Origin of the sequence: Janibacter terrae, assembly GCF_039636765.1 — a bacterium.
Lineage (GTDB): Bacteria > Actinomycetota > Actinomycetes > Actinomycetales > Dermatophilaceae > Janibacter > Janibacter terrae.
Map to the genome: position 1 here is coordinate 2,462,527 of NZ_CP144167.1, position 20,745 is coordinate 2,483,271.

General features: G+C 70.4%; 19 protein-coding genes and 1 rRNA gene. 4 read left to right on the forward strand and 16 right to left on the reverse strand.

Going from position 1 to position 20,745, the window contains the following annotated elements:
• Positions 1 to 161: 161 nt before the first annotated feature.
• Together V3C34_RS12035 and tyrS are read right to left on the reverse strand one after the other, a co-directional pair.
• Positions 162 to 1,686, reverse strand: a 16S ribosomal RNA gene (locus tag V3C34_RS12035).
• 636 nt (positions 1,687 to 2,322) lie between these two features.
• Positions 2,323 to 3,594 (reverse strand): tyrosine--tRNA ligase, encoded by a 1,272-nt coding sequence (tyrS, locus tag V3C34_RS12040; protein WP_068423667.1) that lies wholly within the window; start codon positions 3,592 to 3,594, stop codon positions 2,323 to 2,325.
• Positions 3,595 to 3,772: 178 nt separating this feature from the next.
• Here tyrS and V3C34_RS12045 point away from each other — a divergent pair, with 178 nt between their 5' ends.
• Together V3C34_RS12045 and bfr are read left to right on the forward strand one after the other, a co-directional pair.
• The gene (locus V3C34_RS12045) at positions 3,773 to 3,994 is read left to right on the forward strand and encodes a (2Fe-2S)-binding protein (protein WP_082807447.1); all 222 of its coding nucleotides are present in this window, start codon (positions 3,773 to 3,775) and stop codon (positions 3,992 to 3,994) included.
• On the forward strand, positions 3,981 to 4,469 hold the full coding sequence (gene bfr, locus V3C34_RS12050) for a bacterioferritin (protein ID WP_068423629.1): 489 nt from the start codon (positions 3,981 to 3,983) through the stop codon (positions 4,467 to 4,469). Before V3C34_RS12045 ends, bfr begins: the two co-directional genes overlap by 14 nt.
• Here bfr and V3C34_RS12055 read toward each other — a convergent pair.
• The 10 genes from V3C34_RS12055 to pheS all read right to left on the reverse strand — a co-directional run bounded on the left by V3C34_RS12055 (position 4,456) and on the right by pheS (position 16,110).
• Entirely contained in the window at positions 4,456 to 5,085 is a 630-nt protein-coding gene (locus tag V3C34_RS12055; RefSeq protein WP_346007233.1) for a DNA-3-methyladenine glycosylase, read from the reverse strand. The two genes, bfr and V3C34_RS12055, sit on opposite strands and share 14 nt — an antisense overlap.
• A gap of 1 nt (position 5,086) precedes the next feature.
• Positions 5,087 to 6,535, reverse strand: a complete 1,449-nt coding sequence (gene argH / locus V3C34_RS12060) for an argininosuccinate lyase (RefSeq protein WP_068423625.1) — start codon at positions 6,533 to 6,535, stop codon at positions 5,087 to 5,089.
• The gene (locus V3C34_RS12065) at positions 6,532 to 7,044 is read right to left on the reverse strand and encodes an arginine repressor (protein WP_068323357.1); all 513 of its coding nucleotides are present in this window, start codon (positions 7,042 to 7,044) and stop codon (positions 6,532 to 6,534) included. Before V3C34_RS12065 ends, argH begins: the two co-directional genes overlap by 4 nt.
• On the reverse strand, positions 7,041 to 7,979 hold the full coding sequence (gene argF / locus V3C34_RS12070) for an ornithine carbamoyltransferase (protein WP_346007234.1): 939 nt from the start codon (positions 7,977 to 7,979) through the stop codon (positions 7,041 to 7,043). Before argF ends, V3C34_RS12065 begins: the two co-directional genes overlap by 4 nt.
• A complete protein-coding gene (locus V3C34_RS12075; protein WP_068323353.1) occupies positions 7,976 to 9,184 on the reverse strand; it encodes an acetylornithine transaminase in 1,209 nt (402 codons plus the stop codon). Before V3C34_RS12075 ends, argF begins: the two co-directional genes overlap by 4 nt.
• A complete protein-coding gene (argB, locus tag V3C34_RS12080) occupies positions 9,181 to 10,146 on the reverse strand; it encodes an acetylglutamate kinase (protein ID WP_346007235.1) in 966 nt (321 codons plus the stop codon). The genes V3C34_RS12075 and argB overlap by 4 nt, the downstream gene beginning before the upstream one ends.
• Positions 10,147 to 10,156: 10 nt before the next feature.
• A complete protein-coding gene (argJ, locus tag V3C34_RS12085; protein ID WP_345913841.1) occupies positions 10,157 to 11,308 on the reverse strand; it encodes a bifunctional glutamate N-acetyltransferase/amino-acid acetyltransferase ArgJ in 1,152 nt (383 codons plus the stop codon).
• Entirely contained in the window at positions 11,305 to 12,348 is a 1,044-nt protein-coding gene (gene argC / locus V3C34_RS12090; RefSeq protein WP_346007236.1) for an N-acetyl-gamma-glutamyl-phosphate reductase, read from the reverse strand. Before argC ends, argJ begins: the two co-directional genes overlap by 4 nt.
• Before the next feature lie 154 nt (positions 12,349 to 12,502).
• The gene (gene pheT / locus V3C34_RS12095; RefSeq protein ID WP_346007237.1) at positions 12,503 to 15,016 is read right to left on the reverse strand and encodes a phenylalanine--tRNA ligase subunit beta; all 2,514 of its coding nucleotides are present in this window, start codon (positions 15,014 to 15,016) and stop codon (positions 12,503 to 12,505) included.
• Positions 15,016 to 16,110 (reverse strand): phenylalanine--tRNA ligase subunit alpha, encoded by a 1,095-nt coding sequence (gene pheS / locus V3C34_RS12100; protein WP_346007238.1) that lies wholly within the window; start codon positions 16,108 to 16,110, stop codon positions 15,016 to 15,018. The genes pheT and pheS overlap by 1 nt, the downstream gene beginning before the upstream one ends.
• 94 nt (positions 16,111 to 16,204) lie before the next feature.
• Between pheS and V3C34_RS12105 the strand changes: the two genes are divergently transcribed.
• Positions 16,205 to 16,651 (forward strand): Fur family transcriptional regulator, encoded by a 447-nt coding sequence (locus tag V3C34_RS12105; protein ID WP_346007239.1) that lies wholly within the window; start codon positions 16,205 to 16,207, stop codon positions 16,649 to 16,651.
• Positions 16,652 to 16,692: 41 nt separating this feature from the next.
• Positions 16,693 to 18,252 (forward strand): catalase, encoded by a 1,560-nt coding sequence (locus V3C34_RS12110; RefSeq protein ID WP_068323308.1) that lies wholly within the window; start codon positions 16,693 to 16,695, stop codon positions 18,250 to 18,252.
• A 69-nt stretch (positions 18,253 to 18,321) separates the two neighbouring features.
• On the opposite strand, the gene V3C34_RS12115 is transcribed toward V3C34_RS12110, so the two are convergent.
• The 4 genes from V3C34_RS12115 to infC are packed head-to-tail and all read right to left on the reverse strand — an operon-like array spanning position 18,322 to position 20,438.
• Positions 18,322 to 19,086: a TrmH family RNA methyltransferase gene (locus V3C34_RS12115; RefSeq protein ID WP_082807446.1), complete on the reverse strand. Its 765-nt coding sequence runs from the start codon at positions 19,084 to 19,086 to the stop codon at positions 18,322 to 18,324.
• A 56-nt stretch (positions 19,087 to 19,142) separates the two neighbouring features.
• Positions 19,143 to 19,526, reverse strand: a complete 384-nt coding sequence (gene rplT / locus V3C34_RS12120; protein WP_068323305.1) for a 50S ribosomal protein L20 — start codon at positions 19,524 to 19,526, stop codon at positions 19,143 to 19,145.
• Between the two features lie 41 nt (positions 19,527 to 19,567).
• Positions 19,568 to 19,762: a 50S ribosomal protein L35 gene (gene rpmI / locus V3C34_RS12125; RefSeq protein ID WP_068323302.1), complete on the reverse strand. Its 195-nt coding sequence runs from the start codon at positions 19,760 to 19,762 to the stop codon at positions 19,568 to 19,570.
• A 43-nt stretch (positions 19,763 to 19,805) separates the two neighbouring features.
• Positions 19,806 to 20,438 (reverse strand): translation initiation factor IF-3, encoded by a 633-nt coding sequence (gene infC, locus V3C34_RS12130; RefSeq protein ID WP_245634755.1) that lies wholly within the window; start codon positions 20,436 to 20,438, stop codon positions 19,806 to 19,808.
• Positions 20,439 to 20,745: the final 307 nt, after the last annotated feature.

A 20,745-nucleotide genomic window follows, 5' to 3' on the forward strand; every position in this document is an offset into this window, starting at 1 on the left:
CCACCACACCCCCCAAAGGAGCGCAGGTACTCACCAGCACGAGCCACGAGCGTCAAATAATCGATGTTCCACCCAGAGCACTCGGTGCCGGACATACGCCGACAAACCAAGCTCTACATGAACCCAGCCCATCACAGATGGACCAGGCCAGTGCTCCTTAGAAAGGAGGTGATCCAGCCGCACCTTCCGGTACGGCTACCTTGTTACGACTTAGTCCCAATCGCCAGTCCCACCTTCGACGGCTCCCCCCACAAGGGTTGGGCCACCGGCTTCGGGTGTTACCGACTTTCGTGACTTGACGGGCGGTGTGTACAAGGCCCGGGAACGTATTCACCGCAGCGTTGCTGATCTGCGATTACTAGCGACTCCGACTTCATGGGGTCGAGTTGCAGACCCCAATCCGAACTGAGACCGGTTTTTTGGGATTCGCTCCACCTTGCGGTATCGCAGCCCTTTGTACCGGCCATTGTAGCATGCGTGAAGCCCAAGACATAAGGGGCATGATGATTTGACGTCATCCCCACCTTCCTCCGAGTTGACCCCGGCAGTCTTCCATGAGTCCCCACCATTACGTGCTGGCAACATAGAACGAGGGTTGCGCTCGTTGCGGGACTTAACCCAACATCTCACGACACGAGCTGACGACAACCATGCACCACCTGTATACCGACCCAAAGGGGGCAACCATCTCTGGAAGTTTCCGGTATATGTCAAGCCTTGGTAAGGTTCTTCGCGTTGCATCGAATTAATCCGCATGCTCCGCCGCTTGTGCGGGCCCCCGTCAATTCCTTTGAGTTTTAGCCTTGCGGCCGTACTCCCCAGGCGGGGCGCTTAATGCGTTAGCTGCGGCACGGAACTCGTGGAATGAGTCCCACACCTAGCGCCCAACGTTTACGGCATGGACTACCAGGGTATCTAATCCTGTTCGCTCCCCATGCTTTCGCTTCTCAGCGTCAGTAGTGGCCCAGAGACCTGCCTTCGCCATCGGTGTTCCTCCTGATATCTGCGCATTTCACCGCTACACCAGGAATTCCAGTCTCCCCTACCACACTCTAGTCTGCCCGTACCCACTGCAAGTCCGGGGTTGAGCCCCGGATTTTCACAGCAGACGCGACAAACCGCCTACAAGCTCTTTACGCCCAATAATTCCGGACAACGCTCGCACCCTACGTATTACCGCGGCTGCTGGCACGTAGTTAGCCGGTGCTTCTTCTGCAGGTACCGTCACTTTCGCTTCTTCCCTGCTGAAAGAGGTTTACAACCCGAAGGCCGTCATCCCTCACGCGGCGTCGCTGCATCAGGCTTTCGCCCATTGTGCAATATTCCCCACTGCTGCCTCCCGTAGGAGTCTGGGCCGTGTCTCAGTCCCAGTGTGGCCGGTCGCCCTCTCAGGCCGGCTACCCGTCGTCGCCTTGGTGAGCCATTACCTCACCAACAAGCTGATAGGCCGCGAGCCCATCCCAAACCGAAAAACTTTCCAGACGGTACCCATGCAGGTCCGTCACATATCCAGTATTAGACGCCGTTTCCAGCGCTTATTCCAGAGTCTGGGGCAGGTTGCTCACGTGTTACTCACCCGTTCGCCACTGATCCACTCGAAGCAAGCTCCAAGCTTCACCGTTCGACTTGCATGTGTTAAGCACGCCGCCAGCGTTCGTCCTGAGCCAGGATCAAACTCTCCGTTGATGATCAACACCCCCCGAACCCAAAAGGGCTCAAAGGGAGCAATCCATAACCCAACAAAGGGCTGAACCATGACTGAGCAAGAACAACCAGCGCAATCGCTGTTTGAATCTCTTGTCAACCAAAGGAAAAAATTTCACTCCAACCAACCAGGCCCAACCCCACAATAGAGTCGAACCACAATCAGCCAGAACGAGGTATTGGCATCGATTTTTGACACGCTGTTGAGTTCTCAAGATTCACACGCACACCCCACACACACCACCCAAACCAGGCGGCCCGCACAAGGGGCAACTTCTCAAACTTACTTCTTGTGATCGTCGCGGGTCAAACTCGCTCGTCCTCGTGGAGGTCGTTGTGCGGGTCTGGCGCCTGCGGCGGTCTCCCACTCTAGCAGCCGTGCTGCTGAGCTTCCAAGTCCGTCCCACCGGCACCGAAGTGCTGTGGCGACTCGCTCGGAGTGGGTGTCTGCTCGGTGGGACCGGCCTGCTTGGTGCGACCCTGCAAGGGCCACCGCGTGGAGTCCGTTCCTCCCTCTCGGGCTGACATCGAGAACAGTAGATCAAGGATCTGGCAGAAACCAAATCGGCCCCGGATCCCCCGGATTTCCGGGGATTCGGCGCCGTGCCCCGGCGACGGTCAGGGGTGGCGGGCCGCGGCGAGGTTCTTGCGGCCACGCCGCAGGACGGCTACGCGCCCGTGGAGGTAGTCCTCCGGGGCCATCGCGTGTGCCTCGTCGGTGACCTTGGCCCCGTTGATCGAGACGGCTCCGTCGCCGATCGCGCGACGGGCGGCCTTCTTGGAGTCGACGAGGCCGGTCGCGACGAGGGCGTCGAGGACCCCCGTCCCTGTCGATACGTCGGCGCCGGGGAGCTCCGCTGTCGCGTCCAGCAGCGTCGGCTCGTCCAGGGCCGCCAGGTCGCCCTTGCCGAAGAGTGCCTCCGAGGCCGCCTGCACGGCCGAGGTGGCCTGCGCGCCGTGCACCAGCGTGGTCATGTCCGAGGCCAGCGCCTTCTGCGCCGCCCTGCGGTAGGGCTCGTCGGCCACGAGTCGCTCGAGCTCGGCGATCTCGTCACGTCCCCGGTCGGTGAAGACCTTGAGCAGCGTGACCACGGAGGCGTCCTCGACGTTGAGGAAGTACTGGTAGAAGGCGTACGGGCTCGTCAGGTCGGCAGAGAGCCAGATGGCATTCCCCTCGGACTTGCCGTACTTGACCCCGTGCGAGTCGGTGAGGAGCGGCGAGGTCAGGGCATGCACCGAGGCCCCCTCGGCGCGGTGGATCAGGTCGACCCCCGCGGTGAGGTTGCCCCACTGGTCCGAGCCGCCCACCTGAAGGCTGCAGCCGTGGGTCCGGTAGAGCTCGAGGTAGTCGAGCGCCTGGAGCAGCTGGTAGCTGAACTCCGTGTACGAGATCCCCTCCTGGCTCTCGAGTCGCGCCGCGATCGCGTCCTTGCGGATCATCTGGTTGACCCGGAAGTGCTTGCCCACGTCCCGCAGGAAGTCCAGGGCGGACATCGGAGCGGTCCAGTCGAGGTTGTCGACGAGGATCGCCGGGTGCTCGGCTCCCTGGCTGCCGTCGAAGTCGAGGAAGGGCTGGACGAGCTCCTTGATCCGCGCGACGTTCTGCGCCGTGTGCTCCTTGGTCCTCAGCTGGCGCTCGCTCGTCGGCTTGGGATCCCCGATGAGGCCCGTCGAGCCGCCCACCAGGCAGATGACCTTGTGGCCCGCTCGCTGCAGGCGGCGCAGGGCGACGAGCTGGACGAAGTTGCCGAAGTGGAGCGACGGGGCCGTCGGGTCGAAGCCGCAGTACACCGTGACCGGTCCGTCGGCGAGGGCCTGTCGCAGGGCGTCCTCGTCGGTGGTCTGCGCCACCGCTCCGCGCCACTGCAGCTCGTCGAGGATGTCGGTCACGGTGGCCATGGGTCCTTCCGGGAGGTCGCGGGGCGCGCGGTCGCGCCCCTCCCCAGCCTGCCATGCCGCACCGCGTCGTCCCGGAGGCGCACCGGTCCGGCATGTGGAACACCCCGTGACAGGAGACTTCCCCGCTGGGCTAAGGTATGCCTCACCTCAGCAACGAAGGGAGAGTCTCGTGATCGTGTGTCACTGCGCCGTCGTCGGCGACCGGGCGATCGCCGAGGCGGCCGCCCAGGGCGCGACGACACTCTCCCGCGTGTGCGCGAGCACCGGCGCCGGTCGCGACTGCGGGGCCTGTGTCTTCTCCGTGCGGCAGATCCTCTGCGAACATGTGGGGAGCGAGGCCGATCACGGTCTCTTCACCACTTCCGCGGAGGTCCACCGTGCAGCCAGCTGACCCTCGAGTCGTCACCCTCCTCAACGAGGCACTCACCCTCGAGCTCACCGTCGTCAACGCCTACTTCCTCCACGCGCGCATGCTCGACAACTGGGGCCTGCCACGCCTGGGCAAGGTCTTCTACGACCTGTCGATCGGCGAGATGAAGGACGCCGACGAGCTCATCGAGCGCATCCTCATGTTCGACGGCCACCCCAACGTGCAGAAGCTCAACAACATCCAGATCGGCGAGGACGCCAAGGAGATGCTCGAGCTGGCCCTCGCCGGCGAGATCGTCGCGATCAACCAGTTCAACGCCGGCGCCAAGGAGTGCCACGAGCTCGGCGACCACGCCACCGCCTCGATCTTCGAGGAGATGGCCCGCGACGAGGAGCGTCACGGGGACTGGTTCGAGGCACAGCTCGACGCGATCGCCCGCGTGGGCCTGGAGAACTACCTCGCCCAGCAGGTCGACGTCGGGGTCAACCCCGCCTGACGCGGGGCCCGCCGGGCCGGTACGCGGAGACGGTCGGGTCCCCGTCGATCCAGTACCGCCACGGGAAGGCCTCCGCGTCGCCGCCGGGACCCGAGACCCCCACGCGCGGACCCGTGCGGATGCGTTCGGCGGGCACCGGCTCGGCCGGGGCCCGCAGGACGAGGCGCGCGCCCCTCCCCACGACCGCGGCGCCGTCGTCGTCACCGTCGAGTCCCAGGGCCTTGGTGAGCCGCCCCGGTCCACGGGCGAGGTCGCGCACCGCGGCGCCGGGACGTCGCTCCATGGCCAGCCGCTGCCCGACCACGACCTCACCGGCACGCAGCAGGACTGCGGCGCACTCCCCCTTCGTCCCGCAGACGATGTTGGCGCACCAGTGGATGCCGTACGACCGGTAGACGTAGAGGCGTCCGGGCGGCCCGAACATCACCTCGGTGCGCGGCGTCATGCCGCGGTAGCCGTGCGATCCGGGGTCGACGCTCCCCCAGTACGCCTCGACCTCGGTGAGACGCAGCGTCACGTCGCCGACGACGAGGTGGCTCCCGAGCAGGACGGAGGCGACGGTCAGGGGGTCGGCGGACAGGTCCTGCGCGACCAGCCGGCGCCCCGACGGGCCCACGTCAGCGTGCCTCGATGCGGGAGGCGGCGAAGGCCGACAGGTCGCCCATGAGGGACCGGACCGCGGCCAGCTGTTCCCGCACGCGTGCCGGAGCGGTGCCCCCCTTCGCGTCGCGCGAGGCGAGGGAGCCCTCGACGGACAGGACCTCGCGCACGCCCGGGGTGAGGTGCTCGCTGATGCCGACCAGGTCTTCGTCGGTGAGGTCCCAGAGCTCGATCTCGCGCTCCTCGCAGACGCGCACGCACGAGCCGGCGACCTCGTGGGCGACCCGGAAGGGGACGCCTTCGCGCACGAGCCACTCGGCGATGTCGGTCGCGAGCGAGAAGCCCTGCGGCGCCAGGGAGGCCATGCGCTCGCCGTGGTAGGTCATCGTCGCCATCATCCCCGCGAAGGCGGGCAGCAGGACCTCGAGGGTGTCGACCGCGTCGAAGACCGGCTCCTTGTCCTCCTGCAGGTCGCGGTTGTAGGCGAGCGGCAGCGCCTTGAGCGTCGTCAGCAGCCCGGCGAGGTCACCGACGAGCCGGCCGGCCTTGCCGCGGGCCAGCTCGGCGACGTCGGGGTTCTTCTTCTGCGGCATGATGCTCGACCCGGTCGAGAAGGCGTCGTCGAGGGTGATGAAGGAGAACTCCTTGGTCGCCCAGAGGATGACCTCCTCCGCGAGCCGGGAGATGTCGACGGCGGTCATCGCCGCGACGAAGCAGAACTCCGCGACGAAGTCGCGCGAGGCCGTGCCGTCGATCGAGTTGTCGATGGACCCGGCGAAGCCGAGGTCCGCCGCGACGGCCTCCGGGTCGAGTCCGAGGGAGGAGCCGGCGAGGGCACCGGAGCCGTAGGGGCTGAGCGAGGTGCGCGCGTCCCAGTCGACCAGGCGCTGGACGTCACGCAGCAGCGCCCAGGCGTGCGCGAGCAGGTGGTGGCTGAGCAGGACCGGCTGCGCGTGCTGCAGGTGGGTGCGCCCGGGCATCGGCACGTCGATGTGGGTGGTGGCCTGGTCGACCAGTGCCTGGACGACCTCGAGCACCAGCCCCGAGACGATCCGTGCGTGGTCGCGCAGGTACATGCGGAAGAGCGTGGCGACCTGGTCGTTGCGTGAGCGGCCGGCCCGCAGGCGCCCGCCCACGTCAGGTCCGGCGCGCTCGATCAGCCCGCGCTCCAGCGCCGTGTGGACGTCCTCGTCGTCCTGGGCCGGGACGAAGGCGCCCGACTCCACGTCGTCCGCCAGCTGCCTCAGGGCCTCCAGCATGGCGTCCCGGGTCGCGTCGTCGAGCAGCCCGGCGCCGTGCAGCACGCGGGTGTGCGCGCGGGACCCGGCGATGTCGTAGGGAGCGAGCCGCCAGTCGAAGTGCGTCGACTTGCTCAGGGCCGCCAAGGCATCGCTCGGCCCCCCAGCGAAACGGCCGCCCCAGAGGCTGACTCGCTCGCTCGGCTGGGCGGTCTGGTCCTGGCTCACGGTGCCTCCTGGCTGTCGGTGCCCTGGGCGTGCCCCAGCAGCGAAGTGGTGAGGGCCGCGCCCTCGTCGGGGCCGGCGGTGATGATCATGATCGTGTCATCCCCCGCGATGGTGCCCAGCACCTCGGGGAGCCGGGCGTGGTCGATGGCCGACGCGAGGTAGCTGGCCGCGCCCGGCGGGGTGCGCACGACGACGAGCTGGGCGCTGGCCCGGGCCGTGACGAGCAGCTCCTCGCACTGCCGGCGGAGGCGGTCGTCGACCTCGGCGTGGGCGACGGCTGCGCGGGGCGTGCGGTCCCCCCCTTCGCCCGGGACGGCGTAGACCAGGTCACGTCCGACCCGCACCTTCTCGGCGCGCAGCTCGAGGAGGTCGCGCGACAGCGTCGCCTGGGTGACCTCGATGCCGTCCGCGGCGAGGAGCGCGAGCAGGTCGGTCTGGCTGCGCACGGCGTGCTCGCGCAGGAGCTCGGTGATCCGCGCCTGCCGCCCGGACCTCGTCGCGGCGATCACGACGAGGCGCGCAGGAGGAAGGTGAGGAGCGCCTTCTGCGCGTGGAGCCTGTTCTCGGCCTCGTCCCAGACGACCGACTGCTCGCCGTCGATGACCTCGGCCTCGATCTCGAGACCGCGGTAGGCGGGCAGGCAGTGCAGCACGATCGCCTCGGCGGCCGCGTGGGCCATGAGGCCACGGGTCACGGCGAAGGGGGCGAAGGGCGACGCCTGGCCGGTGCGATCGCCCTTCTCGCCCTCCATGCCCATGGAGACCCAGGTGTCGGTCGCCACGACGTCGGCGCCGTCCACGGCGGCCACCGGGTCGTCCGTGACGAGCACCGAGCCGCCCTGCTCGGCGGCGATCCGCTGGGCCCGGACGAGCACGTCCGCTGAGGGCTGGTGGGTCGCCGGGGTGCCGATGCGCACGTGCATCCCGGCGAGGGCGCAGGCGAGGAGGTAGCTGTGCGCCATGTTGTTGGCGCCGTCGCCGAGGTAGGCGATCGTGCGTCCGGCGGTGCTCCCCTTGTGCTCACGGATCGTCAGCAGGTCGGCGAGCAGCTGGCACGGGTGGTAGTCGTCGGTGAGGGCGTTGACGACCGGCACGGCGACGTGGTCGGCCATCTCCTGCAGCCGGTCCTGGCCGTGGGTGCGCCACACGATGGCGCTCACCTGGCGCCCGACGACCCGCGCCACGTCCGCGATCGACTCGCGGGTGCCGATTTGGGCGAGGTTGCCGTCGACCGTCATCGGGTAGCCACCGAGCTCGGCGACACCGGTGGCGAAGGAGAGCTGGGTGCGCAGCGTCGGCTTGTCGAAGATGAGCGCGACGGCCTGCGGGCCGGCGAGCGGCTGCTCCGCGTGGCGGTCGGCCTTGAGCGCGGCGGCGAGGTCGAGCACCTCGGCCTGCTCGGCGGCCGTCAGGTCGTCGTCGGCGAGGAGGTGGCGGACGGTCATGCGGACTCCTTGGCGGCCTGGTCGAGGAGCGCGGGCAGCGCCTCGACGAAGGTTGCGAGCTGGTCGGTGGTGATGGTGAGCGGCGGCGCCAGGCGCAGGGCGTCCGGCGCCACGGGGTTGACGATGAAGCCGCGGGCGCGGGCGGCCAGGGCCACGGCGGGCGCGATCTCCCGGGTCAGGACGACGGCGCGGAGCAGCCCCGCCCCACGGACCCCGGCGACCAACGGGTGGTCGAGCGCGGCGACCTGCGCGACGAGGGCCTCGCCGACGGCCACGGCGTGCGCCATGAGGTCCTGGGACTCGATGGTGGCGATGACCGCCAGGGCCGCGCTGCAGGCGAGCGGGTTGCCGCCGAAGGTGGACCCGTGCTGGCCGGCCGTCAGCAGGCCGGTCACCTCGGGACCGAAGGTGACGAGGCCGCCGATCGGCACTCCCCCGCCGAGCCCCTTGGCGACGGTGATCGCGTCCGGTACGACGCCCTCGAGCTGGTGGGCGAACCACGCCCCGGTGCGGCCGATACCGGTCTGGATCTCGTCCAGGACGAGGAGGGCGCCCACCTCGCGGGTGATCTCGCGGGCGGCGGCGAGGTAGCCGGGTGGGGTGGGGACGACGCCCGCCTCCCCCTGGATCGGCTCGAGGAGGACCATCGCGGTGTCAGGGCCGACGGCGGCGCGCAGGGCGTCGACGTCGCCGGGCGTCACGTGCGTCACCCCGGGGAGCAGTGGCTCGAAGGGGGTCCGGTAGGCCGCCTTGTGGGTGAGGCTCAGCGCGCCGGTGGTCCGCCCGTGGAAGGCACCTCCGGCGGCGACGATCCCCGTGCGACCGGTGCGGCGCGAGAGCTTGATCGCGGTCTCGACGGCCTCCGACCCGCTGTTGCAGAAGAAGATGCCGGACCCCTCCGGGGCCTGCGCGATGCGCAGGACCGCCTCGGCCGCCTCGATCTGCGCCTGGGTCGTGAAGAAGTTGCTGACGTGCACGGCGGTGCCGGCCTGCTTGGAGATCGCGGCGACGAGCTCCGGGTGGCCGTGGCCGAGGGCGTTGACGGCGATGCCGCCGAGCAGGTCGAGGTAGCGGGTGCCGTCGACGTCCCAGACGTAGGGGCCCTCGCCGTGCGAGAGGACGAGCCCGGGGAGGCCGAAGACCCCGATGTGGCTGGCGCGGTAGCGCTCGAGCAGCTGCTGGTGTGCGGGCGAGACGGTGCTCACGAGGGGCTCCCCTCCCCTTCGTCGTCGGGGGCGGTGGTCGGGTCGTCGGGCAGGATCATCGTCCCGAAGCCCTCCGAGGTGAACAGCTCGAGGAGCATCGAGTGCGGCTGGCGGCCGTCGACGACGTGCGCCTGGGGGACGCCGTGGGTGACCGCGCGGATGCACGCCTCGAGCTTGGGGATCATGCCGGAGTCGACCCGGGCCAGGAGGTCGCGGGCACCGGACGCGCTCAGGTGGGACAGCAACGAGTCGCGGTCCGGCCAGTCGGCGTACACGCCGTCGACGTCGGTGAGGACGACGAGCTTGTGCGCCCGCAGCGCCACGGCCAGGGCCGCGGCGGCGGTGTCGGCGTTGACGTTGAGCACCTGCCCGTCCTCGTCCAGGTCGGGCGCGATCGTCGAGACGACGGGGATCCGTCCGGCGTCGAGGATGTCCAGGACGGCAGCGGGGTCGACCGACTCGACGTCACCGACGAGACCGATGTCGACCATCTCGCCGTCGATCTCGACGCCCCTGCGGCGTCCGCCGAAGAGCCCGGCGTCCTCGCCGGAGAGCCCGACCGCGACGGGGCCGTGCTGGTTGAGCAGCCCGACGAGCTCGCGCCCGACCTGGCCGGTGAGGACCATGCGCACGACCTCCATGACCTCGGGGGTCGTGACGCGCAGCCCCCCCTTGAACTCGCTCTCCAGGCCGAGCCGGTCGAGCATGGCCTGGATCTGCGGGCCTCCGCCGTGCACGACGACGGGGCGCAGCCCGGCGAAGCGCAGGAAGACGATGTCCTCGGCGAAGGCCGCCTTGAGGGCGTCGTCGGTCATGGCGTTGCCGCCGTACTTGATGACGACGAGCGCGCCGCGGAACCGCTCGAGCCAGGGCAGCGCCTCGACGAGGGTGGTGGCCTTGCTCTGGGCGACCCGCAGGGCCGCGGCGTCGATGGCGCCGCGCAGGGTGGATTCAGCAGACATGCCGGTCCGATCAGGTGGAGTAGGCGGAGTTCTCGTGGACGTAGTCGTGCGTGAGGTCGTTGGTCCAGACCGTCACCTCGTCGGTACCGGCGTGCAGGTCCACGAGGACGCGCACGTCCCGGGCCTCCAGGTCGACGAGCGTGCGGTCCTCCCCGACCCCGCCGGCGCGGCAGACCTGGACGCCGTTGATCGAGACGTCGAGCTGCGACGGCTCGAAGGCGGCCGCGGTGGTGCCCACGGCAGCAAGCACCCGGCCCCAGTTGGGGTCCTTGCCGAAGATCGCGCACTTGAAGAGGTTGTTGCGGGCGATGCTGCGCGCGACCTCGAGACCGTCGGCCTCGCTGGCCGCACTGCGCACGACGATCTCGATGTCGTGGGCGGCGCCCTCGGCATCACCGATGAGCTGCCGGGCGAGGTCGGCACAGACCTCGCGGATCGCCTCGGTGAGCTCCTCGCGGGTGGCACCGGCGCCGGAGGCACCGGAGGCCATGGCGAGGACCGTGTCGTTGGTCGACATGCACCCGTCGGAGTCGATGCGGTCGAAGGTCGTGCGCGTCGCCTCGCGCAGCGCGGCGTCGAGGTCGCCGGGGCTCGTCACCGCGTCGGTCGTGACGACGACGAGCATCGTCGCGAGGGCGGGGGCGAGCATGCCCGCGCCCTTGGCCATGCCGCCGACGGACCAGCCGTCGCGGGTGGCGGTCGCGGTCTTCGGGACCGTGTCGGTGGTCATGATGGCCTCGGCCGCGGCGGCTCCCCCTTCGTCCGTGAGGGCGGCGGCCGCCGCGGTGACGCCGGCGGTCAGCCTCTCCATGGGCAGGAGCTCACCGATGAGCCCGGTGCTGCACACGACGACGTCGCCGGCGGCGACGCCGAGGGCCGCCGCGGTGTGCTCGGCGGTGGCGTGGGTGTCCTGGAACCCCTGCGCGCCGGTGCACGCGTTGGCGCCGCCGGAGTTGAGGACGACGGCGTCGGCACGACCGTCGACGACGACCTGCCGCGACCACGTGACGGGTGCCGCCTCGACGCGGTTGGTCGTGAAGACCGCTGCGGCGTGGTGGTCCGGGCCGTCGTTGACGACGACCGCGACGTCGGGTCGTCCGCTCGCCTTGAGGCCGGCGGTCACGCCGGAGGCGCGGAATCCTGCAGGGGTCGTCGTGCTCACGGAGCCACTCCCGTCATCGGCAGCCCGGTGGTCTCGGGGAGACCGAGGGCGAGGTTCATGGACTGCACGGCGGCGCCGGCCGTCCCCTTCGTCAGGTTGTCCTCGGCGGCGATCGCGACGACGCGACCGCTGCGCTCGTCGAGGACCACCTGGACGTGCACGAGGTTGGAGCCGACGACGCTGCCGGTGTGGGGCCACTGCCCCTCCGGCAGCAGGTGGACGAAGGGCTCGTCGGCGTACGCGCTCTCCCACGCGGCGCGGACGATCGCGGCGTCGACGCCGGGCACCGCCCGGGCGGTCGTCGTGGCGAGGATGCCGCGGGGCATCGGGGCGAGCGTCGGGGTGAAGGAGACGGTGGCGTCCGCGCCCGCCGCGAGGGCGAGGTTGCGCCGGATCTCCGGGGTGTGGCGGTGCCCGCCGCCGACCCCGTACGGGCTCATCGCGCCCATGACCTCGGCGCCGATGAGATGCGGCTTGCTCGAGCGGCCGGCCCCGGAGGTGCCCGAGGCGGCGACGACGACGACGTCGGTGGGCTCGATGACGCCCGCGGCCAGGCCGGGCGCGAGGGCGAGGCTGACCGCCGTCGGGTAGCACCCGGGGACGGCGATGCGGCGGGCCCCGACGAGGTCGTCGCGGTGCTTGCCACCACCGGCTCGGACCAGCTCCGGCAGTCCGTAGGGCCAGGTGCCGGCGAAGGGGGTGTCGTAGTAGTCGGTCCAGTCCTGCTCGTCGTCGAGCCGGAAGTCGGCGCCGCAGTCGAGGACGGTCACGTCCTCGGGCAGCTGCTGCGCGATCGCGGCCGAGTGGCCGTGGGGCAGGGCCAGGAAGACGACGTCGTGCCCGGCGAGGGTCTCGGCGCTCGTGGGCTCCAGCACCCGGTCGGCGAGCGGCTGCAGGTGGGGCGCGAGGTCACCCATGCGCACCCCCGCGTTGCCCGAGGCGGTGAGCGCCCCGATCTCGACCTCTGGGTGCGCGAGCAGGAGCCGGGCGATCTCAGCTCCTGCGTAGCCGCTGGCTCCGGCGATGGCTGCGGTGATCACAGTGCATGAATATACGTTGTGGGTCGATTCCATGCAAGCTGGGGGGCGTCCCAGGATTATCGGGTCACCCGAGAAACCCCCGCTGAGCAAGAGTTTAAAACTCCTGCTCAGCCGATGATTCTCGGGTGACCCGATAATCCTGAGGTCAGCGCGCTCAGCGCTGCTGGGCCCCCGTGGCGCTCGCCGCGGCCGCGACGGCCCTGTCGCGAAGGGAGGAGACCTCCCCGGTCTTGAGCGTGCGGCCCGCGCGGAAGGTCAACCGGTAGGCCAGGGACTTGCGCCCCTCCCCCACCTGGTCGCCGCGGTAGACGTCGAAGAGCGTGAGCGACTCGAGGTCGTCGCCGGCACCCGAGCGCAGGGCCGAGGCGACGGCGGCTGCCGGGACCCCGTCGTCGACGACGAGCGCGACGTCGGTGTTGGCGACGGGCTGGGTCGAGAGCTGCTCGGGCCGGACCGGCTCTCCGGCGGCCGCGGTGATCGCGTCGAGGTCGAGCTCGGCGGCGACGGTGCGCTCCGGGAGCTCCAGGGCCGAGCAGACCTTGGGGTGCAGCTCGCCCGCGTGGCCGACGACGGTGCCGTCCGGCAGCGAGACAGCGACGCAGCGGCCCGGGTGGAAGGGCGCTTGGTGGGCGGCCTCGACCGTGAGCTCGAGACCGAGGGACGAGCCGACCGCCCGCGACCACCCGACGACATCGGTGGCGTCGGCGGCCCGCGCCGGACCGTGCGGCCCGGCGGGCAGGGTCGCACCCGCCGCGACGATGCCCACGTGCCGCGGCTGCGGCGGGACTCCTTCGGTGAGCCGCGTCAGGGTCGCCGCGTCGGGCTTGACGCCCCCCGGGGGCAGCGGCAGCGGCGTGATGCCGCCGGCCGTGACGAGACCGATCTCGTAGAGCGCCACGTCCCGGTGGCCGCGGGAGACATTGCGCCGCAGGGTGTCGAGCAGCGTGTCGAGGATCGAGGTGCGCATGAGCGGCGCCTCGTCCTGCAGCGGGTTGGCCAGTCGCACCGTCTCACGGCGGGCGTCGTCGGCCGAGTAACCGAGGGCATCGTGCCGCTCCGACGAGGTGAAGGGGTACGACAGCACCTCCACCAGACCGGTCGCCGCGAGCGTGCGCGCGACGACGCGACGGGCGCGCTGGCCGGGCGTCAGGCCACGACCGGCGCTCGCGCGCGGCACGACGGAGGGGATCTGGTCGTAGCCGCGCACCCGCGCGACCTCCTCGACCAGGTCCGGTCCGTCGACGAGGTCGGGGCGCCAGGTGGGGGGCGTGACGAGGAGGGACTCCCCTTCGTCCGTCACGGCGCAGCCGATCGCGGTGAGGGTCGCGAGGACCTCCTCCCGCGGGTACTCGAGGCCGATGTACCGGCTCGGCAGCTGCGGGTCGAAGGTGATCGCCTGCGCCGGCGCGGGCGCGCCCACGTCGGTGGCGGTGGTGTCGGCGACGCCGCCGCCGTGCTCGACGAGCAGGTCGACGGCCAGCTGCGCCGCCGCGGCGGTCACGCCCGGGTCGACGCCGCGCTCGAAGCGCTTGGAGGCCTCGGTCGACAGCCGGTGGCGCCGCGCGGAGCGGGCGACGGAGACCGGGTCGAAGTGCGCGGCCTCGACGAGCACATCGGTGGTCGCGTCGTCGACCTCGCTCGAGGCCCCGCCCATCACGCCGGCGATCGCCAGCGGCGTCGTCCCGCCGTCGGTGATCAGCAGGTCCTCGGGCGCGAGCGCGCGCTCGACGTCGTCGAGGGTCGTGAGCACCTCGCCGGCACGGGCACGGCGGACCTCGATGGCCCCGGAGAGCTTGCCGAGGTCGTAGGCGTGCAGCGGCTGGCCGAGCAGCATCATCACGTAGTTGGTGACGTCGACCGCGAGCGAGATCGGGCGCATCCCGACCTCGGTCAGCCGGCGCTGCATCCACTCGGGCGAGGCGGCCGTGGCGTCGATGCCCCGCACGGTCCGCGCGACGAACCGGTCGCACCCGGGCACGCCGTCGACCGGGGCGCCGTCGGCGAGACGCACCTCGTAGCCGGGGCCGGTGGCCTCGGCGACGGGCAGCTGTGCCGGGTCGACGAAGGGGGTCCCCTCGGAGAGCGCGTACTCCCGCGCGATCCCGCGGATGGAGAAGCAGTAACCGCGGTCCGGGGTGACGTTGACCTCCACCGTCTCGGCGTCGAGGCCGAGGACGGGGATGAGGTCGTCACCCGGTGACAGACCCGCGACCACGTCGGCGGGCAGCTGCTCGGTGAGCACGATGATGCCGTCGTGGTCCTCGCCCAGACCCAGCTCCAGGGCGGAGCAGATCATGCCGGCGCTCACGTGCCCGTAGGTCTTGCGCGCGGAGATCTCGAAGTTCCCGGGGAGCACACCGCCGGGCAGGATGACCGCGACGAGGTCGCCCGCGTCGAAGTTGTGCGCGCCGCAGACGATGCCCTGGGGCTCGCCGGAGCCGTTGGCGGACCCGACGTCCACCTGGCACCAGTTGATCGTCTTGCCGTTCTTCTGCTCCTCGGGCGTGCGCTCGAGGACCCGGCCGACGACGAGGGGGCCGGTGACCTCGCCGCCGGAGATCTCCTCCTCCTCGAGGCCGACGCGCACGAGGGACGCGGCGACGTCCGCCCCCTTCGCCTGCGGGTCGACCTCGGTCAGCTCACGGAGCCACTCCACGGGTGCCCGCATCAGATCTCCATCCCGAACGCCGCCGAGAAGCGGACGTCCCCCTCGATGATGTCGCGCATGTCGGCGACGCCGTGGCGCAGCATGAGCGAGCGCTCGATGCCCAGGCCGAAGGCGAAACCGGTGTACTCGTCCGGGTCGATGCCGCTCGCCGCGAGCACTCGACGGTTGACCATGCCGGAGCCGCCGAGCTCGATCCAGCCGGTGCCGCCGCACGTGCGGCAGCCGGAGTCCTCACCGCGGCAGACCCAGCACTGGCAGTCGATCTCGGCGCTGGGCTCGGTGAAGGGGAAGTAGTTGGGGCGCAGGCGGGTGACGATGCCCTCGCCGAAGAGGCCCTGGACGAAGGCGTCGAGCGCCCCGCGCAGGTGCGACATCGTGATGCCCTTGTCGACGACGAGGCCCTCGAACTGGTGGAAGACCGGGGTGTGGGTCGCGTCGAGGTCGTCGGTGCGGAAGACCTTGCCCGGGCACAGGACGTAGATCGGCGGCTCGCGGTCGAGCATCGTGCGGATCTGCACCGGCGAGGTGTGGGTGCGCAGGACGACCCCGGCGTCGGCCGGCTCGACGAAGAAGGTGTCCTGCTCGCCGCGCGCCGGGTGGTCAGGACCGATGTTGAGGGCGTCGAAGGTCAGCCACTCGGACTCGATCTCCGGGCCCTCGGCCACCTCCCAGCCCATGCCGACGAAGATGTCCTCGACCCGCTCGGTCACGAGGCTGATCGGGTGGCGGGCCCCGAGGCGCTGGTGCGGGCTCGGCACGGTGAGGTCGAGGGTCTCCTCGACGAGGATCCGCTCGTCGCGCTCGGCCTCGAGCTCGACCTGGCGGGCCGAGAAGGCCGCTCCCACGCGGCCCCTCGCCTGCCCGACGCGCTTGCCGGCCTCGGCCTTGGCGCTCGGCGGCAGGGCGCCGATCTCGCGGTTGGCCAGCGCCAGCGGGCTCTTGTCGCCCTGGTGCTGCCCGCGGATCCGCTTGAGCTCGTCGAGGGTCGTGGCACCCGCTGCTGCGGCGAGGGCGGCCGCGACGGCCTCCTCGATCGCCTGCGGGTCGAGCGCGGCGACCTCGACCGGGTCGTAGTTGGTGTTTGGTCCTGACACGAGGCCCGAGTCTACGGGGGGGCGAAGGGGGTCGCGCGACCCCCTTCCGCCCTTTTCTTGACTGGTTCAAGTATCGGTGCGAGTCTTAGAGACGATGAGCACCATGATCGACACCGACGCCGCGGCAGATCTCCTGCGTGGCCGGTCGCTGCGGGTGACCGGCCCGCGCGTGGCCGTGCTGCGCGAGCTCTCCGCGCGCCCCCACGCCGACGTCGACACGATCGCGCGCAGCACGCGCGAGCGCCTCGGCTCGGTGAGCACCCAGGCCGTCTACGACATCCTCGCGGTGTTGTCCGCCCACGGGCTCGTGCGCAAGTTCGAGCCCGCCGGCCACCCCGCCCGCTTCGAGCTCGAGCTCGGCGACAACCACCACCACCTCGTGTGCCGTTCGTGCAGCACGATGGTCGATGTCGACTGCGCCCCCGGCAAGGCACCCTGCCTCGACGCCGCCGACGACCACGGTTTCGCCATCGACGAGGCCGAGGTCATCTACTGGGGCATCTGCCCCGACTGCGCGACCGCGACGGCCGCCACCCCCTGACCAGCACTGCGCCCCACCCCACAGAGAAAGAGGAGCAGCACATGTCCACCACCCCCTCCACCCCGCAGAGCCGCGCGGACGCGCGCGGGACGCTCGACGTCTCCGGGCCCTCGACGCAGCTCAACGGCTCCCCGACGGTCAGCGACCGCAACAGTCTCTCCGTGGGGAGCAACGGCCCCCTCCTGCTCCACGACACCCACCTGGTCGACATGCTCGCGCACTTCAACCGGGAGAACATCCCCGAGCGCAAGCCGCACGCCAAGGGCGCGGGCGCCTTCGGTCACTTCGAGACCACGGCCGACGTCTCGCGGTACACCAAGGCCGCCCTCTTCCAGCCGGGCACGACGACCCGCATGCTCGCGCGCTTCTCGACGGTGGCCGGGGAGCTCGGTTCCCCCGACACGTGGCGTGACGTGCGCGGCTTCGCGCTGCGCTTCTACACCTCCGAGGGCAACTTCGACCTCGTGGGCAACAACACCCCGATCTTCTTCCTGCGCGACCCGCTGAAGTTCCCCAACTTCATCCGCAGCCAGAAGCGCCTGCCCGACAACGGGCTGCGCGACAACACGATGCAGTGGGACTTCTGGACCAACAACCCCGAGTCGGCGCACCAGGTCACCTACCTCATGGGTGACCGTGGCCTGCCGCGCTCGTGGCGCCACATGAACGGCTACGGCAGCCACACCTACATGTGGGTCAACGCCTCGGGCGAGAAGTTCTGGGTCAAGTACCACTTCCACACCCAGCAGGGCGTGCGCGGCATCACGGGCGAGGCGGCCGACCGGATCGCCGGGCAGGACGCGGACTTCCACCGTCGCGACCTCTTCGACGCGATCGCCCGCGGCGAGTCCCCGCAGTGGAAGCTGTCCGTCCAGGTCATGCCCTACGAGGACGCGAAGACCTACCGCTTCAACCCCTTCGACCTGACGAAGACCTGGCCGCACGAGGACTACCCGCTCATCGAGGTCGGCACGATGACCCTCGACGAGAACCCGGTGAACTTCTTCGCGCAGATCGACCAGGCGGCGTTCGCGCCGAGCAACACGGTCCCGGGCATCGGGTACTCCCCCGACAAGATGCTGCTCAGCCGGGTCTTCGCCTACGCGGACGCGCACCGGGCCCGGATCGGCCCGAACTTCCACCAGCTGCCGGTCAACCGCCCCGCGGTCCAGCAGGAGAACCACTACTCCTTCGACGGCCCGATGCGCTACGAGCACTCGGGTGCCGCGCCGACCTACCACCCCAACAGCTTCGGCCGGCCGGTCGCGGACTTCGAGGGACCGGTCGACGACGGGTGGGAGGTCGACGGCGCGATCGTGCGCTCGGCCTACCAGCTGCACCCGGAGGACGACGACTTCGGTCAGCCGGGCACGCTCGTGCGCGAGGTCTTCGACGACGCCCAGCGGGACCGTCTCGTCGACACGGTCGTCGGCTCGCTCGCCGGCGTCGAGGACCCGGTCCTCTCGCGGGTCTTCGAGTACTGGACCAACATCGACGCCACGATCGGTCAGCGGGTCCGGGACGGCAAGGCCGCCGCGGACGAGGCGCCGGTCGACCCGGGCGAGGTCCTCGGTGGTCAGGAGACGCACGCGGTCTCCTGATGCCATGGCACGGCGAAGGGGGTGGACCGGCCGGTCCACCCCCTTCGTCGTCGCGTGCCGGGGTCGTGCTCAGGCGCGCTGCTGGCGCGCCGAGGCGTAGAGGCAGATCGTGCTCGCCATGGCGAGGTTGAGCGACTCGGCATGGCCGTGGATCGGGACCCGGACCACCTCGTCGCACGCGGCGAGGGTGGCGTCCTCGAGGCCCCAGGCCTCGTTGCCCATGACCCACACGTGGGGACCGGTGAGGTCGCAGTCGTCCATGGTCCGCTCGCCCGCGCCGTCGGCGGCGAGGCGGGTGATCCCGGCGTCGCCGAGGGCGGTGAGGGTCTCCGAGATGTCGAGGCCCGTGACCACCGGCAGGTGGAAGAGCGAACCCGCCGTCGAGCGCACCACCTTGGGCGAGGTGACGTCGACCGAGGCATCGCTGACGAGGACGGCGTCGGCGCCGGCCGCGTCGGCGCCGCGGATGACGGTGCCGAGGTTGCCGGGGTCGCGCACGTGGGCGAGCAGCACGAGGAGGCGGGGCGAGCTCGCGAGGACCGAGGCGAGGTCGCTCGGGGCCCACTCGACGACGGCCGCCGTGCCCTGCGGGGTGTCGGCGTCGCACATCGCGGCGAGGACCTCCTCGCTCGTCTCGTGGACGAAGACCCCCTGCTCGCGGGCCGGCTCGACGAACTCGGCGTACCGCTGCGCCGCCTCGGTCGTGGCGTACAGGTCGACGATCCGCTCGGGGGCGAAGCTCACGGCCTCGCGGACACCCTGCGGTCCCTCGACGAGGATCCGGCCGGTCCGCCGACGCACAGGACGCCGGGAGAGTCCGCGCACCGACGCCACCCGCTCCGAGGAGGGATTGGTCAGGGGCGGACGCTCCCGGCGTCCGGTGTGGTCGCTCAGGCCGAGGCCTTGGCGTCGCTCGTCGCCGGCACGTTCGCCTTGGCGACCTCGACGAGCGCGGCGAACGCGGCCTCGTCGTTGACGGCGAGCTCGGCGAGCATGCGGCGGTCGACCTCGACCTCCGCGGCGCGCAGACCCTGGATGAACCGGTTGTAGGTCATGCCGTTGGCGCGGGCGCCGGCGTTGATGCGCTGGATCCACAGGCGACGGAAGTCACCCTTCTTGGCCCGGCGGTCCCGGTAGCTGTAACCGAGACTGTGGGTGACCTGCTCCTTCGCCTTGCGGTAGAGGCGGGACCGCTGGCCCCGGTAACCGCTGGCGCGCTCGAGGACGACCCGACGCTTCTTGTGGGCGTTGACCGCCCGCTTCACGCGTGCCACGTGAGTACTCCTTCAGTCAGTGTGTGTGCAAGGTGCTCAGGTCAGCGACCGAGCAGCTTCTTGATCTTCTTCACGTCGGCCTTGGAGACCTCGACGTCGCTCGCGAGACGACGCGCGTGCTGCGGGCTCTTCTCGTGGAACTTGTGGACGTGGTTGGCGCGCTCACGCATGATCTTGCCCGAGCCGGTGACCCGGAAGCGCTTCTTGGCACCGGAGTGCGTCTTGTTCTTCGGCATGGCGCCGATCTCCTTGTCGTTGCTGTGCTGGTCTGGTGCCGGATCAGGACTCGGCCGGGGCCTCGGTGCTGCCCTCGACCGCGGCCGGGGCCGCGGTGGGCTCCTCCGCCGGTGCCGGGGACTCGGAGGTCCGCTGCTCCGGGGCGTTGGCCTCGGCGGCCACCTTCTCCTCGTCCTTCTTGCGCCGCGCCTCGGCGCGGGCCTCGGACTTCTTGCGCGTCGGGGCAAGCACCATGATCATGTTGCGCCCGTCCTGCTTGGGCGCCGACTCGACCGTGCCGAGCTCGATGACGTCCTCGGCCAGGCGCTGCAGGAGCCGGAAGCCCAGCTCGGGACGCGACTGCTCACGCCCGCGGAACATGATCGTCACCTTGACCTTGTCGCCGGCGCCCAGGAAGCGCTCGACGTGGCCCTTCTTGGTGCCGTAGTCGTGGCTGTCGATCTTCGGTCGGAGCTTGATCTCCTTGATGACCGTGTTGACCTGGTTCTTGCGCGCGTCGCGCGCCTTCATCGCGGCTTCGTACTTGTACTTGCCGAAGTCCATGAGCTTGGCGACCGGGGGCTTGGCCATCGGAGCGACCTCGACGAGGTCGAGGTCTGCCTCGGCAGCGAGACGCAGGGCGTCCTCCACGCGGACGATGCCGACCTGCTCCCCGTTGGGGCCGACCAACCGCACCTCCGGGACGCGGATACGGTCATTGATGCGAGGTTCGCTGATGTGCTGCTCCTTAGCTCGGTGTCCTGCGTACCGACGAAGAAAGGCTCCTCGCCGATCGCGAGGAGCCTCACCAGAGCACGACGACGATGCCGGACGGAGGGTGCCTGGGCACCCGGCGGATCCGGACCGCGTCGAGACCTGAGACCCGGCAACCAGCTGGTTGTCGCGGGTGGGAAGCGAGGCTCCTCTTGCGTCACCACCACGAAGATGGTGACCGGTCGGAGACAACAGTAGCAGCGACCCCCGCGCGAGCCGAAATCGCCGC